Source organism: Williamsia phyllosphaerae (assembly GCF_014635305.1).
Taxonomy (GTDB): Bacteria; Actinomycetota; Actinomycetes; order Mycobacteriales; family Mycobacteriaceae; genus Williamsia_A; species Williamsia_A phyllosphaerae.
In genome coordinates, this window is record NZ_BMCS01000003.1 from 705,159 (window position 1) to 719,937 (window position 14,779).

General features: G+C 67.8%; 12 protein-coding genes. 4 read left to right on the plus strand and 8 right to left on the minus strand.

The window, feature by feature from the left end; translation table 11 throughout:
• Positions 1–3: 3 nt before the first annotated feature.
• The gene (locus IEV93_RS21885) at positions 4–1,143 is read right to left on the minus strand and encodes an acyl-CoA dehydrogenase family protein (RefSeq protein WP_188492964.1); all 1,140 of its coding nucleotides are present in this window, start codon (positions 1,141–1,143) and stop codon (positions 4–6) included.
• A gap of 168 nt (positions 1,144–1,311) precedes the next feature.
• Between IEV93_RS21885 and IEV93_RS21890 the strand changes: the two genes are divergently transcribed.
• Complete coding sequence (locus IEV93_RS21890) at positions 1,312–2,517, plus strand: acyl-CoA dehydrogenase family protein (protein ID WP_188492966.1); 1,206 nt, start codon at positions 1,312–1,314, stop codon at positions 2,515–2,517.
• Between the two features lie 9 nt (positions 2,518–2,526).
• Here IEV93_RS21890 and IEV93_RS21895 read toward each other — a convergent pair whose 3' ends face one another.
• The 3 genes from IEV93_RS21895 to IEV93_RS21905 are packed head-to-tail and all read right to left on the minus strand — an operon-like array spanning position 2,527 to position 5,920.
• Complete coding sequence (locus IEV93_RS21895) at positions 2,527–4,083, minus strand: acetolactate synthase large subunit (protein ID WP_188492968.1); 1,557 nt, start codon at positions 4,081–4,083, stop codon at positions 2,527–2,529.
• Positions 4,080–5,486: an FAD-binding oxidoreductase gene (locus IEV93_RS21900; protein WP_188492970.1), complete on the minus strand. Its 1,407-nt coding sequence runs from the start codon at positions 5,484–5,486 to the stop codon at positions 4,080–4,082. The genes IEV93_RS21895 and IEV93_RS21900 overlap by 4 nt, the downstream gene beginning before the upstream one ends.
• 2 nt (positions 5,487–5,488) lie before the next feature.
• Entirely contained in the window at positions 5,489–5,920 is a 432-nt protein-coding gene (locus tag IEV93_RS21905; RefSeq protein WP_188492972.1) for a VOC family protein, read from the minus strand.
• 129 nt (positions 5,921–6,049) lie between these two features.
• Here IEV93_RS21905 and IEV93_RS21910 point away from each other — a divergent pair, with 129 nt between their 5' ends.
• Complete coding sequence (locus tag IEV93_RS21910) at positions 6,050–7,099, plus strand: YncE family protein (protein ID WP_188492974.1); 1,050 nt, start codon at positions 6,050–6,052, stop codon at positions 7,097–7,099.
• 74 nt (positions 7,100–7,173) lie between these two features.
• Here IEV93_RS21910 and IEV93_RS21915 read toward each other — a convergent pair whose 3' ends face one another.
• The 4 genes from IEV93_RS21915 to htpG form a co-directional block, all read right to left on the minus strand.
• Complete coding sequence (locus IEV93_RS21915) at positions 7,174–7,848, minus strand: MspA family porin (RefSeq protein ID WP_188492976.1); 675 nt, start codon at positions 7,846–7,848, stop codon at positions 7,174–7,176.
• A 42-nt stretch (positions 7,849–7,890) separates the two neighbouring features.
• Entirely contained in the window at positions 7,891–8,598 is a 708-nt protein-coding gene (locus IEV93_RS21920; protein ID WP_188492978.1) for an MspA family porin, read from the minus strand.
• Positions 8,599–8,952: 354 nt separating this feature from the next.
• Positions 8,953–10,281 carry an ammonium transporter gene (locus IEV93_RS21925; protein ID WP_371873881.1) on the minus strand — a complete coding sequence of 443 codons (1,329 nt, stop codon included), beginning with the start codon at positions 10,279–10,281 and terminating at the stop codon, positions 8,953–8,955.
• A gap of 75 nt (positions 10,282–10,356) precedes the next feature.
• Positions 10,357–12,336, minus strand: a complete 1,980-nt coding sequence (gene htpG / locus IEV93_RS21930) for a molecular chaperone HtpG (RefSeq protein WP_188492979.1) — start codon at positions 12,334–12,336, stop codon at positions 10,357–10,359.
• Positions 12,337–12,533: 197 nt separating this feature from the next.
• Here htpG and gad point away from each other — a divergent pair, with 197 nt between their 5' ends.
• Both gad and IEV93_RS21940 read left to right on the plus strand, forming a co-directional pair.
• Entirely contained in the window at positions 12,534–13,907 is a 1,374-nt protein-coding gene (gad, locus tag IEV93_RS21935; protein ID WP_229705437.1) for a glutamate decarboxylase, read from the plus strand.
• 105 nt (positions 13,908–14,012) lie between these two features.
• Positions 14,013–14,771, plus strand: a complete 759-nt coding sequence (locus IEV93_RS21940) for a PIG-L family deacetylase (RefSeq protein WP_188492983.1) — start codon at positions 14,013–14,015, stop codon at positions 14,769–14,771.
• Positions 14,772–14,779 lie beyond the last annotated feature (8 nt).

Consider the following 14,779-nt stretch of genomic DNA (forward strand, 5'->3'; position numbering starts at 1 on the left):
TCCTCAGCCGGCCAGCGATCGACTGATCACGAGCCGTTGGATCTGATTGGTCCCCTCGAAGATCTGGGTGACCTTGGCGTCACGCATGTACCGCTCGACCCGGAAGTCCCTGGTGTACCCGTACCCACCGAGGACCTGAACGGCGTCGGTGGTCACATTCATCGCGGCGTCGGTCGCGATGAGTTTTGCGACCGACGCGTTGCGCGAGTAGGGCAGGCCCGCATCACGCCGCCGGGCGGCGTCGAGGTACGTCGCCCGCGCGGAGTCGACGGCGGCGGCCATGTCGGCGAGCACGAACCCGAGACCCTGATGGTCGATGATCTTGCGGCCGAACGTCGAACGTTCCTTCGCGTACGCGACCGCGTCGTCGAGAGCGGCCTGCGCGATACCGACCGCGACCGCCGCGATCCCCAGGCGCCCCGAGTCGAGCGCCGAGAACGCGATCTGCAGGCCCTGTCCCTCCGCGCCGATCAGTCGGTCGGCGTCGACGTGGGCGCCGTCGTAGTGCGCGGAGGTGGTGGGGATCGCGTGCAGGCCCATCTTCTCCTCGGGCCTGCCGAAGGTCAGGTTCGGTGTGTCGGACGGGACGAGGAAGCAGGAGATCCCCTTCGAGCCCTCACCGGTGCGGGCGAAGAGGTTGTAGAAGTCAGCGACCCCGCCGTGGGTGATCCACGCCTTGGCGCCGTCGATGACGTAGTGGTCCCCGGCCGCGACAGCTCGACACGTCAGCGCGGCGGCGTCGGAGCCGGCCTGCGGTTCGGACAGGCTGTAGGCGCCGATGGTGCCGCCGCCGAGCATGTCGGGCAGCCATCGCGACTTCTGCTCGTCGCTGCCGAAGGCGCTCACCGGGTAGCAGGCCAGCCCGTGCACGCTCGCCGCGACCGCGACCGCGGCCCACGACGCGGCGAGTTCCTCGAGCACCTGGAGGTAGACCTCGTACGGCTGACCGCCGCCACCCCACTCCTCGGGATACGGCAGACTCAGCAATCCGGCCTCACCCAGCGTCGCGAACACACCGTCGGGGTACTGCTCCCGTTTCTCGTGGTCGTCGACGATGGGGTCGAGCGTCTTGGCCGCGATGTCCCTGGTCAACTGGATCAGCTCGCGTGCCTCGTCGGTGGGCAACAATCGGTCAACGGCCACAACCAGCTCCTCGGTGTTCGGCGACCGGCCTGTCGACCGACGCACGGTCGATGTAACCACGCAGTCCCACCGGTCCTCCTCGTCCGCCCCATTACGATCGTCAATGGAGTCGTAGACACGTGCAGACATCGCGAATGCGGCCCGCCCGCCCGCGGAGAGGACTCACCGATGAGCTCGCATGAACCGATGGAACCGCTGTCCCCCAGCTACCTGGCGTCCGACCTGTTCGGTTACCAGGCCGCGCTGACCGACGAGGAGAGCGAGATCATCCTCCGGGTGCGACGCTTCCTCGCCGAGGAGGTGGCGCCGCGGGCGAACGAGTTCTGGGAGAAGGGCGAGTCGCCTCGGCACCTGCTGCCGCGCCTGGCCGAGCTCGACATCGTCGGACTCGGTTACGAGTTCGACGGGCGCAAACCGCACCGCAAGGTGCTCACCGGATGGCTCGGTCTGGAGTTCGCGCGGGTCGACCCGTCCACCGGGACGATGTTCGGCGTGCACAGCGGCCTCGCGATGAGCAGCATCTCGATCCTGGGATCGGCCGAGCAGCGCGACCGCTGGCTCCCCGCGATGCGCCGCATGGAACTCGTCGGCGCATTCGGGCTCTCCGAGCCCGACGGTGGTTCCGATGTTGCCGGCGGACTGTCGACCACCGCCCGTCGCGACGGCGACGACTGGATCCTGAACGGCAGCAAGCGATGGATCGGTAACGCCACCTTCGCCGACCTCGTGATCGTCTACGCGAAGGACGAGGAGGACGGCGAGGTCAAGGGTTTCGTCGTGGAGAAGGACTTCGACGGATTCCGGGCGGAGAAGATCGAACACAAGTACTCGCTGCGCGCCGTCGAGAACGCCGACCTCTACTTCGAGGACTGCCGGGTGCCCGGCGCCAACAAGCTCGAGAACGCCAACTCCTTCGCCGACACCGGCAAGGTCCTCCGCCTCACCCGCGGTGGCGTCGCGTGGAGTGCCGTCGGCGTGATGATCGGCGCCTACGAGAAGGCGGTGGCGTATGCGCAGGAGCGTGAGCAGTTCGGCAAGCCCATCGCGTCGTTCCAGCTGATCTCCGACCTGATCGCCCGGATGGCCGGCAACGTCACCGCGTGTCTGGGCCTGGCGATGCAGGTGTCGCAACTCCAGGATCAGGGCATCTACCGCGACGAGCACGCCGCGCTGTGCAAGACCTACTGCACGACGCGGTTGCGCGAGGTGGTGGGCTGGGCTCGAGAGATCATGGGCGGCAACGGGATCCTTCTGGACTACGACGTCATCAGGTACTTCGTCGACGCGGAGGCGCTCTACTCCTACGAGGGCACCTCGCAGATGAACAACCTCATCGTCGGTCGCGGCGTGACCGGATTCAGCGCGTTCGTCTAGAGCACGCCCCTAGAGCAGGGGCGGGATCATCGCCTCGATGAGGTGCGGTCCCTCCTCTGCGAACGCGCGGGTCAGTTCGGTGGCAAGAGCTTCGGCGGTGGTCACCCGGACCGCGGGGACCCCGAATCCCTGCGAGATGGCGACGAAGTCCATGTCGGGACGGGACAGGTCGAGCAGCGAGTTGGCCTTCTCGCCACCGCTCTGCGCGCCGACGCGCTGCAATTCCATCCGCAGGATGGCGTAGGCGCTGTTGTTGAGCAGGACGGTCGTGACGTTCAGGTTCTCGCGAGCCATCGTCCACAGCGCCGAGATCGTGTACAGCGCACTGCCGTCGGACTGCAGCGCGAGCACCGGTCGGTCGGGGGCCGCGATCGCGGCGCCGACCGCGACGGGCAGTCCCTGGCCGATGGCACCCCCGGTCAGCGTGAGCACCCGATGCCGGGGTGCGCCGGCGGTCGCGGCGGGCAGCATGAGACCCGACGTGTTCGCCTCATCGGAGATGATGGTGTTCTCCGGCAGGACGGCACCGACGACCTGGACCCAGTTCGCCAACGTCAGGTCACCGGTCGGCACATCGACCTCGACCCGGTCCTGCACCGTCGCGGTGTGCTCGGCGGCCACCTTCCCGGCCAGCGCGGTCACCGCACCGAGGACGTCGTCGCGGATGTCGACCAGGGTGTGCACCTGCGCGCCCTCGGGCACGAGGTCGCTCGCCTTGTCGGGGTAGGCGAAGAACGACACCGGCGAGCGTGTGCCGATGAGGACGAGGTGCTCGGTCCCCTCGAGTTGCGCCTGGGCCGCCTCGGCGAGGTAACCGAGCCGATCGAAGCCAGGGACGCCGGCACCCCGGTCGAGGGCGGCGGGGAACGTCTCGACGAGAACGGTTGCGCCGGTGGCGTTCGCGATGCGACTGACCGCAAGGAGGCCGTCGACCCGTGTCGCGTCGGCGCCGATCAGGATCACCGTCTTCGCCCCCGACGTCAGGACATCGGCGACCTCGGCGATCACCTGACCGTCGGGCACGACACGCGGCACCGGTGGCACCGCGGTCCCGACTGTTCCTCCCGAGGTCCAGGAGATGTCGGCGGGAAGGATGACGGTGGCGATCTGACCGGCCCCGTCCGTCGACGCGGCCACCGCGTCGACGACGTCCTGCCCCACCGTCTCGGTCGAGGTCGCGGTGCGCGTCCACCCCTGCAGCCACGACCCGAGGGTGGCGATGTCGGATTCCAGCGGTGCGTCGTAGCGGTGGTGGTGGGTGGCGTGGTCGCCGACGATGTTGACCACGGGAGTGTGGGCGCGGCGCGCGTTGTGCAGGTTGGCCAGGCCGTTGGCCATTCCCGGACCGAGGTGCAGCAGCGTCGCGGCCGGGCGATCGGCGACCCGGGCGTAGCCGTCGGCGGCGCCGGTGACGACCCCCTCGAACAGACAGAGGACGGCGCGCATCTGTGGGACGGCGTCGAGCGCGGCGACGAAGTGCATCTCCGAGGTCCCGGGGTTGCCGAAACACACCTGCACCCCGGATTCGACGAGCGAGTTGATCACCGCGTTGGCGCCGTTGGTCATCCTGGTTCCCCTTCACCGAACAGAACGCCGGGGTTGAGTATCCCGGCCGGGTCGAATCCTCGTTTGATCTCGCGCATCACCGCGATCACCGCGGGGTCGGTCAGTTCGGCGAAGTGCGCCGACTTGGACCGTCCCACACCGTGCTCGCCGGAGATGGCGCCACCCATACCCATCCCGAGGGCGAAGATGTCGCGGAGCAGTCCGCGGCGGGCCTCGGCGTCGGGACAGAAGATCGCGAGGTGGACGTTGCCGTCGCCGGCATGCCCACAACCGATGGCCGCTCCGCCGGCGGCCGTGGCGAGTTCACGTGAGCGCGAGAGGAACGCGGGCATGGCCGTGCGTGGCACCACCATGTCGATGATGTCGTCGGCGCCGGCGGCCTTGGCGGTCCAGAACGCCTTCTCGCGCGCACTGATCAGCGCGCGGGCCGAGCCGCCGTCGAGTACGAACGACTCGAGTGCACCGCGCTGCGCCACCAGTGATCCGAGCAGTTCGATGTCCCCGTCGAGGCGGTCGCGGTCGCGGTTCTCCAGCGATACGACCAGATAGGCTTGCGCGGTGTCGCGGAGCGCGTCGGGGATACCGAGTGACAGGTTCTGCGAGTAGGTGATCGAGGCCATCGTCATCGCGTCGATGTACTCGACGATGACCGGCGCGCAGCCGGTGGCGATGACGGCCGGGACGATGCCCACGACCTCGTCCACGGTGGCGAACGGCGCCAGCAGGGTGGCCGAATACGCCAGTCGCGGATGCAGTTTGACCGTGACCTCGGTGGCCAGCGCGAGAGTGCCCTCCGAGCCGATGATGAGCTGCGTCAGGTCGTACCCGGTCGACACCTTCGCGATGGCGCCACCGGTCCGGATCAGGGCGCCGGTGGCGAGTGCGGCCTGCAGACCCAGCACGTTGTGGCGCGTCACGCCGTACTTCACCGCCCGCATGCCGCCGGCGTTCGTCCCGACCGTCCCGCCGATGCTCGCGCTGAGCTCTCCCGGGTACACCGAGTACATGAGGCCGACCCGGCCGGCGGCCTCGTCCAACTCGGCGAGTCCGACGCCGGGTTGTAGGACGGCGACCTGGTCGTCGACGTCGATCTCGATGATCTCGGCCATGTTCTCGAAGGAGATGACCATGCCGTCGGCGAGCGGGCGCGCGGCGCCCGACAGTCCGGTGCCCGAGCCACGTGCGGTGACCGGGATCGCGTGCTCACTCGCGTAGCGGAGCAGCGTCGCCACCTGCTCGGGTGTCGACGGCCGGACGACGAACATCGGCGTGACCGGGGCGACGTGCAGGGCCTCGTCGTGGCCGTAGTCGTCTCCGACGTCGTCAGAGTGGAACACGTCGCGCGCCCCGACGATCTCGGCGAGGTCCGCCGAGACCGCCTGGACGCGCGTGCTGATGGTCATGCTCAGCTGTTGGGGCTGGTGATCTCCAGGGCGATGTTGTCGGGATCGCGGAACTCGAGGATCGCGATGCCCGCGTCGCCGAGATCCTTGACGCCCTCATGGGCGATGCCGAGCTCGTCCAGGGTCGCGGCCGCATCGTGCAGATCCGACAGGCCGGCGACGGAGAAGCTCAGGTGGTCGAGCCCGGACCGGTCCTCGGTGAACGAATCGTCACCCGGTGCGACCGGGCGCAGCCCGAGCAGTCCGCCACCGAACTGGTAGATGACCCCGCCGAACAGGAACGACAGAGCCTCCTTGGTCGCCTCGTCGGCGTCGGCCGGCGGCGCCTCGAAGGCGACATCGAATCCGAACACGTCGTCGTAGAACTTACGGGACGTGGCGATGTCCCGGACGGTCAACCGAACGTGGTGGTAGTCGGTCGCTTTGATCGTCACTTAGATGACTCCTCTTCCGCGACCGGGTGGTCGCATAAACGTGTGTGCATCTGCCCCGACCGACCCTACGCGGGGTGCGGGTGCGAGAAGTGACGCTCGGGTGAACGCCGGTGCAGGCACACTGGTGTCATGAGGTCTCTTGTCGCCACCACTGCGGTGGCTCTGTCGGTCGTGTTGGTGGCGGGTTGTTCCACGGATTCGGATTCGGGTGATGCCCCCGCGTCGTCATCGTCGTCCACCCCGGTCGCGGCCGAACCCGCGGTCGCCCCGGCGCCGACGGTGACGCCGGCGGGCCGGGTGATCGAGGTGGGCAACGAACCCGAGGGCGTGGTCATCGGCACGTCCGGTATCGCGGCGGTGGGAGTACGACGGCCCGACGCGATCACGTTGGTCAACGTGCGCTCCGGCGAGGTCGTACGCAGCATCCCGACCGACGGCGCCCCGCGGCACCTCGAACTCGCGGGCCCCGACGGCCCGGTGATCCTCCCGCTGGAGACCACGAACACGATCACCGAGTTGTCGTTCGACGGAACCTTCGGACCGATCGCCACCGGCATCGGCGACCTGCCCCACGACGCGGTCCGGACATCGGACGGCACGATCGTCGGCACCAATGAGCACGGCGGCGGCGCGCTGTTCATCCGGGACGGCAAACTCGTCAAATCACTACCCGCCGGCCCGCCGCAGCCCGGTGGGGTCGCGGCCGTCGGGAAGTACGCCGCGATGGCCGACGTCCAGGGCAACGGGGTGTTCGTCTACGACGCCACCACGATGACCGAGGTCGCGAGCAAGCGCATCGGGACCCGGCTGACCCACGCCCACGCCCTCGGCGACGGGTTGGTGGCGTTCGCCGACACCGACGGAGGCGCGGTGCTCGTCGAACGGATCACCCCGCAGGTCGTCGACGTGGCCCGCATCGAGGCACCCGGCAAGCCCTACGGGCTCAGCTACGACGCGCGCACCAAGACGCTGCTGGTCACTTTGGGGTCGTCCAACAAGCTCCGACTGGTGGACATGACCGATCCCGCCAAGCCGCGTATCAAGGGTGACGTTCCCACGGTGCAGCAGGCGAATTCGGTGGCGATGGACCCGGTGACGGGCATCGTCGCGGTCACCGGTAGCGCTCCCGGCGAGGCGAGTTCCCTCCAGATCATCCCGGCGGACCAGTTGCCCAGCTGAGCGGTCCGCCGACGCAGCGACGAATGCCCCCGACCAGAAGGTCGGGGGCATTCGTCTCGTGAGAGGAGTTCAGATCAGCCGATCGAGAACGGCTTGCCGTAGAACGTGACCTGCTTGTCGACGTTCGACGTGCGCACACGCACGATCGCGACCGAGCGGGCCTGGGCGTAACCGGCGCAGCCGGTCAGCTGGAGCTGCGAACCCGTGTAGCTGAGCTTGAGCTTGGAGCCCTCGTAGTCGACGTTGTTCGTGTACTGCTGGCTGCCGAAGTCATCGGCCTTCTCCACCGAGTTGATGAAGTACTGGGTGGCCTGGCCGGGCCCGAGGGTGAGCGACTGGTTGGCGCCGCCGCCGGTGTTGGTGCTCGTCCCGGCGAGGTTCTCGGTGGTGGTGCCGGTGCCACCGGAGGTGGTGGACGAGATGTTGACCTGGCAGCCGACGATGTATCCGGCCTGGATTCGCAGCTTGGCCTTCTTGCTGGAGGTCACCTGGTAGCGCGCGGACACCTGTGCGGCGCGGTGCAGCGGCGTCCCGCCGAGCGACGGCGCGATGGTCGCGGTCTCGCCCGTGCGGGTGATCGACACCTTGGTGCCGTCCTGCAGGGTGGTGCTCTGCGCCTGGTTGGGCAGCTTGACGAAGACGTCGGCGTTGGCCGATCCCTGCGCCAGGAGTGCTGCGGCGGCGACCAGCGCGGCGCTGGTCCCGGCAAGCCCCGCGGCACGGCGGGTTGCTTTGTACGAGTTGTTCATCGAATCCCTTGTCTGGTGATGTGGTTCGTGGGTGTGAGGGGATCAGCCGATGGAGAACGGCTTGCCGTACAGGGTGACCTTCTGCTGGCTCTCGCCGGTGGTCTCGACCACCGTGAACGCGCGGGCCTGGGCGTAACCGCCACATCCCTGGATCTGCAGCTGGGCGCGATCGTAGGAGATGTAGTAGGTCCCCTTCTTCTCGATGTTCTTCGAGTTGACGATCACGAAGGAGACCGCACCCGGCGTGAGGGGCAGCGAGAACGACCCGTTGACCGTCGCGGTGGGCAGCGCCGCGCCGATGTTGCTGACCGTCGCGCCTCCGCCCAGCGTCAGGTTCCCGACCGCGACCTGGCAGCCCACGATGTACCCGGTCGACAGGGTGGCGGCAGCGCCGTTCGTCTCGGTCGAGTTCGTGCCGAGGGTGCCCGACGTCGAGCTGCTCTCGCTCTGCGCACCACGGTTCGGTCCGGCCTTCTTGGACTTGAGGTTCGGCGCGGACAGCTTGATGTCCGCGGACACCCATGCGGTCCGACCGGCGCCGTTGGCCGCCAGCGACGGCGAGAGCTGGGCCCGCTCGTTGGAGCGGGTGAGGGCGATGCCGTCGTCACCGCGGATGGCCCCGTTGGGGAGCTTGACGAAGGTGTCGGCGTTGGCCGCACCCGGAGCGACGAGACCGACTGCGGCAGCGCCGACCATGGTCATCGCTCCGAGCGATGCCGCCCGCCGCAACGCGGTGGAGTTCTTGCTCATTGTTCCTCTTTCGGACAATCGGGACCCGGAGCGCGCTCACGGATCACATTCACTTCAATGGGTGTCGATCGAGCTGACTGGTGGAGAGCTGACTCTCTCGATCGGCAGAAGCCTGATGGAGTGAAAAGAACACGCGGTGAACGAGTTCCCGCGTTTCGGTGACAACGACGCCCCCATGGTGTGAACGCGGGCCGATTTCGATCACAGAACCGGTCAAATCGTAATGCGAAGCCCACCAAACGATTTGGACGCCCCGATTGGCCATCTGATGTTCACGTGAACCGAGGGGGTGACGTGCGGAGGCGCGAGATCACGGACGGTGCGTCGATCCCGGTGACTCCTCCGGATCAGTCGCTATATGTCGACGCGACCACCGCGCGAGGCGGCCATGTCGTACGCGGTCTCGGCGTGCTCGGCGTCGTCGATGCCGTCGGCCTCGTCCTGCGGATGTGCACGGACGCCGATGGTCGCCTTGAGCACGAGTGCGATGACGGCGGTCACCGCCATCGCGTATCCGCCGACGGCCAGGACGGCCACCAACTGCCGCCAGAGCTGATCGAACCCGCCTCCGTAGAACAGCCCGTCGACGCCTGCGGGCGACGCACTGCTCGCGACGAGGCCGATCATGAGCGTGCCGACGACGCCGCCCACGAGGTGCACACCGACGACGTCGAGCGAGTCGTCGTATCCCAGCTTGTATTTCAGCTCGATCGCCAGGGAGCTGACCGCACCGGTGACGATACCGATGGCCAGCGCGCCTATCGGGGTCACCGAAGCGCAGGCGGGGGTGATCGCGACCAGCCCGGCGACGACACCCGAAGCGGCGCCGAACGAGGTCGGTTTGCCCTGTCGGATACGTTCGACGAGGAGCCAGCTCATCATCGACACCGCCCCGGCCCCGAGCGTGTTGGCCAGGGCCAGGGCCGCGGTGCCGTCGGCCGCGAGAGCGGAACCGGCGTTGAAGCCGAACCACCCGAGCCACAGCAAACCCGCGCCGAGCATGACCGCGGGCAGGTTGTGCGGACGCATCGGGTCGCGCGGCCACCCACGTCGGGTCCCGACGACCAGGGCGAGCACGAGAGCGGATGCACCCGAATTGATCTCGACGGCGGTTCCACCGGCGAAGTCGATCGCCCGCAGGTGGTTGACGATCCATCCGCCCTTCTCGGCGGCCAGTCCGTCCAGGGCGAACACCCAGTGCGCCACCGGGAAGTACACCAGCGTCGCCCACAGCGCGGCGAACAGCAGCCACGCGGTGAACTTCATCCGGTCGGCGACCGCACCGGCGATCAACGCCACGGTCACCATCGCGAACCCGGCCTGGAACATCACGAAGACCATGGCCGGGATGGTGCCGACCAGTGGGATGGCGGCCGACGCCGGCTCACCCGGCGCGTAGTCGCCACCGAAGAGATGTCTCAGCCCGGCGAACTGGGTGGGGTCACCGATCACTCCCCCGATGTCGTCGCCGAACGCCAACGAGTACCCGAAAACCAGCCACAGCACCCACACGACTCCGACGGCCGAGAAGCACATCATCATCATGTTCAGGACGCTCTTCGCGCGCACCATACCGCCGTAGAAGAAGGCGAGCGCCGGGGTCATCACGAGGACGAGAGCCGCACTTGCCATCACCCAGGCGGTGTTCGCCGCGTCGGGCGCACCGATGATCGGGTAGGTCACCACAGCTCCTTTGCTTCTCTGCAGTCGAACGACGGTCAAATTAGCAGTAGGTGACCCACCCGATGCGTCCGCACGTCAGATGGTGGCGGCCAACCGATCTGCTAGCAACCGGCTGAAGCGTGCCGAATCGGACAGCTCGCCGCCCTCGGCGATGACGGCCATCCCGTAGATCAGCTCGGCGGTGTCGGCCAGCGACGGATCGTCGGCCTTGGTGTCGCGGGCCGACTGCAGCGCCGTGATGAGCGGATGGTCGGGATTGAGCTCGAGGATCCGCTTGGTCGGCGGCAGCATCTGGCCCGATGCACGGTAGAGCTTCTCCATCTGCGGCGAGAAGCTGAACGTGTCGCCGACCAGGCAGGCCGGGGAATCGGTGAGACGCGTCGACAGTCGGGTCTCCTTGACGTGGTCGGCGAGAGCCTCGGTCAGCCAGCCGGTGAGGTCGGCGAACTTCGCCTCGCGCTCCTCCCGCTCGGTGGCCGCCTCCTTCTTCTCGTCGTCGGACTTGCCCGCGTCGTCGTCGAGATCGACCTCACCCTTCGCGATCGACCGCAGGGCCTTGCCGTCGAACTCGGGGACCGAGCCGACCCACATCTCGTCCACCGGGTCGCCGAGCAGCAGCACCTCGATGCCCTTCGCACGAAAGGCCTCGATGTGCGGCGAGTTCTCCATGGCCTGGCGCGATTCGCCGGTGAGGTAATAGATCTCGTCCTGCCCGACCTTCATCCGACCGACGTAGTCCGCGAGGGTGGTCATCGTGTCCGGGTCGTTGGTCGACTCGAACGACGAGATCGCGAGCAGGGCGTCCTTGTTGTCCTGGTCGTTGATCAGGCCCTCCTTGATCGCGCGCCCGAACTGCGACCACAGCGTGGTGTAGTCCTCGGGGCGCGAGGTCTGGATGTCCTTGATCGTCGAGAGGACCTTCTTGGTGAGCCGACGCCTGATGGCACGGATCTGGCGGTCCTGCTGCAGGATCTCCCGAGAGACGTTGAGCGACAGGTCCGCCGCGTCCACCACACCCTTGACGAAGCGCAGGTACTCGGGGATCAGTTCCTCGCAGTCGTCCATGATGAACACCCGCTTGACGTAGAGCGAGATGCCGCCGTTGCGTTCGCGCATGAACAGGTCGAACGGCGCCTGGGTCGGGATGAACAGCAGCGCCTGGTACTCGAACGTGCCCTCCGCGCGCAGCGCGATCGTCTCGAGCGGCTCGTCCCAGGCGTGGGAGACGTGGCGGTAGAACTCGGTGTACTCCTCCGGCTCCACCTCGTCCTTGGACTTCGACCACAGCGCCTTCATCGAGTTCAACTGCTGGCTCTCGACGACCGTTCGGGTGACCGGCTCGGCGTCGGTCGCCTCGTCGGTGTCGTCATCGGTCTCCGGCGTGACGGTCTCGGTGCGCTCGACGTCCATGCGGATGGGCCAGGCGATGAAGTCCGAGTACTTCTTGACCAGCTCGCGGATCTTCGCGTCGTCGGCGTAGTCGTGCAGAGCGTCGTCGGTGTCGGCGGGCTTGAGGTGCAACGTGACCGACGTACCCTGCGGCGCATCCGGGACGGACTCGATGGTGTAAGTCCCGGCCCCGGTGGACTCCCACTTGGTGCCCTCGGTCTCCCCCGCCTTGCGGGTGAGCAGCGTGACGGTGTCGGCCACCATGAAGGTCGAGTAGAAACCGATACCGAACTGGCCGATCAGGTCCTGGGAGGCCGCCGAGTCCTTGGCCTCGGCCAACTTCTTGCGCAACTCGGCGGTGCCCGACCGGGCGAGCGTGCCGATCAGACCGACGACGTCGTCACGGGACATGCCGATGCCGTTGTCCCGGATGGTGAGGACCCGCGCCTCGGGGTCGCGCTCGATGGTGATGTGCAGATCCGACGTGTCGACGTCGAGATCTTTGTTCTGGTAGGCCTCGAGGCGCAGCTTGTCGAGGGCATCGGAGGCGTTCGACACCAACTCGCGCAGAAAGCTGTCCTTGTTCGAGTAGACGGAATGGACCATGAGGTCGAGCAATTGGCGGGTCTCGGCCTGGAATTCACGTTCTTCGACAGGTGTGCTCACTGTTGATCTCTTCTCCTGTGTCGTGATCGAGTCGGCACTCGATGTTACCGACCGTGCGATCGGCCCACCCCGCCGCCCGCGGTGGTGTATCCCGGAGGGGCCGGTCCCCACCGGAGCCCGCCGTCATCGTTCATCGGAAGAGGTCAGTCGTGTCCCCATCACCCGAGCCCAGTAGCGCCGCGTCGAGCCCCAGGAGCATCCCCACCGACACCCACCTGTCGCCCGCCTACACCGGACGGTTGTCGACGCAGAAGATCCCGGCGCTGCGGATGCCCGCGGAGTCGATGGACCCCGACGCGGCGTACCGGTTCATCCACGACGAGATGATGTTCGACGGGGTGTCGCGGCTGAACCTGGCCACCTTCGTCACCACCTGGATGGATCCACAGGCCGAGAAACTCATGGCCGAGACCTTCGACAAGAACATGATCGACAAGGACGAGTACCCGGCCACGTCGGCGATCGAGTCCCGGTGCGTGTCGATGGTCGCCGACCTCTTCAACGCCCCCGACCTCGATCCGACCGACCCGTCCAGCGCCGTCGGCGTCAGCACGATCGGCTCCAGCGAGGCCGTGATGTTGGCCGGCCTGGCGATGAAGTGGCGATGGCGGGCACGTCGGCGCGAGGCCGGCGCCGACACGCACCGCCCCAACCTCGTTCTCGGCTCGAACGTGCAGGTGGTCTGGGAGAAGTTCTGTCGGTACTTCGACGTCGACGCCGTCTACCTGCCGGTGGAGCCGGGCCGCTACGTGATCACCCCCGACCAGGTCACCGCCGCGATCGACGAGAACACCATCGGTGTCGTGGCCATCCTGGGGACGACATTCACCGGTGAACTGGAACCGGTGGCCGAGATCGTCGCGGCCCTCGACGAGGTCGCGGCCAATGGCGGGGTCGACGTGCCGGTCCACGTCGACGCGGCGAGCGGCGGGTTCGTGGTCCCCTTCACCGATCCCGGACTGGAGTGGGACTTCCGTCTGGAGCGGGTCGTGTCGATCAACGCCAGCGGCCACAAGTACGGACTGACCTACCCCGGCATCGGCTTCGCGGTGTGGCGCGGCAAGGAGTTCCTCCCCGAGGAGCTGGTGTTCCACGTCAACTACCTCGGCGGCGACATGCCGACCTTCACCCTCAACTTCTCGCGCCCGGGCAACCAGGTGATCGGCCAGTACTACAACTTCCTGCGCCTCGGGTTCGAGGGATACCGGTCGATCATGACCTGCCTGACCGAGACGGCGCAGTGGCTCGCGAAGCAGCTCGGTGCGATGTCGGAGTTCGAGATCATCTCCGATGGGTCCGCCATCCCGGTGGTGACGTTCGCGACCACCGGCGACCCGGGTTTCTCGGTGTTCGACCTGTCCCGAGCGCTGGCCGCGTTCGGGTGGCAGGTCCCGGCGTACACGATGCCGGACAACGCCACCGACGTCGCGGTGCTGCGCATCGTCGTCCGTGAGGGCTTCTCCGCCGACATGGCGCGCGTCCTGTGCGAGAACATCACCACCACCATCGCCGGGCTGCGCCAGGTGCGCGCCTCGGGCGAGCTCCCCCACCGCAATCACTTCAAGCACTGACCGCCGGGGCGCCGACCGCGGGGCACTAGTCTTCAGATGACCGCGTACCGGCGCTGAACGTCACGGCGTCGCGACGATCGAGGTGAGAACCGGGGAGGGAGAGTCGTGGGGGCTCCGAGCGTTCTGTTCGTCCACGCGCACCCGGACGACGAGTCGCTGTGGACCGGCGGGACCATCGCTCGGATCGTCGAGGCGGGATCGGCGACGTCGGTCCTCACCTGCACGTGGGAGTCCGGCACACCCCGTCACACCGAGCTCACGAGCGCTCTGCGCATCCTCGGGGTCGACGCCCCCATCGCACTCGGCTACGCCGACGGCGGTTTCCCCGAGTCCGCGCCGCAGTCGGCGGCGTTGTGCGAGTGCCGGTTCGACGACGCCGTCCGCCAGATCGTCGAACACATCCGGATCCTGAGGCCCGACATCGTCGTCACCTACGACGCGTACGGGATCTACGGTCATCCCGACCACATCCAGACGCACCGCCTCGCGCTGGCGGCGGTCGAGGCCGCGGCGTGTGGGCCGCTCTACCCCGAGGCCGGTCCCGCCTGGCAGGCACGGTCGCTGTACCTGTCGACCGTGCCGACCCGGGTGATGCACCGGATACGACACCAGGTCAGCGCCGGCCCGCCGGCGGCCGGCGCGGTCAGCCCGGGCACGCCGGAGGCCGCCATCGACCTCGAGCTCGACGTGTCGGCGTGGGTGGAACAGAAGTGGTCGGCCATCGGCGCACACCGGTCGGAGATGGACCGTAGCCCTGCCCTGGTGGAACTCGCCGCCCTCGATGTCGCTCGGCGCAACGCACTGCTGGGCACCGAGTGGTACCTCCGCCGCGATCTCGTCGCGGGCGGCGCCGACCTCGTGTGAGCCGAGCG

Excerpts from the sequence above, each read along its gene's own strand:
- IEV93_RS21915 (WP_188492976.1), bottom strand. The coding sequence starts at position 7,848 with ATGAACAACTCGTACAAAGCAACCCGCCGTGCCGCGGGGCTTGCCGGG.
- IEV93_RS21920 (WP_188492978.1), bottom strand. The coding sequence starts at position 8,598 with ATGAGCAAGAACTCCACCGCGTTGCGGCGGGCGGCATCGCTCGGAGCG.
- IEV93_RS21900 (WP_188492970.1), bottom strand. The coding sequence starts at position 5,486 with ATGACCATCAGCACGCGCGTCCAGGCGGTCTCGGCGGACCTCGCCGAG.
- IEV93_RS21895 (WP_188492968.1), bottom strand. The coding sequence starts at position 4,083 with ATGACCAACGGCGCCAACGCGGTGATCAACTCGCTCGTCGAATCCGGG.
- IEV93_RS21910 (WP_188492974.1), top strand. The coding sequence starts at position 6,050 with ATGAGGTCTCTTGTCGCCACCACTGCGGTGGCTCTGTCGGTCGTGTTG.
- IEV93_RS21890 (WP_188492966.1), top strand. The coding sequence starts at position 1,312 with ATGAGCTCGCATGAACCGATGGAACCGCTGTCCCCCAGCTACCTGGCG.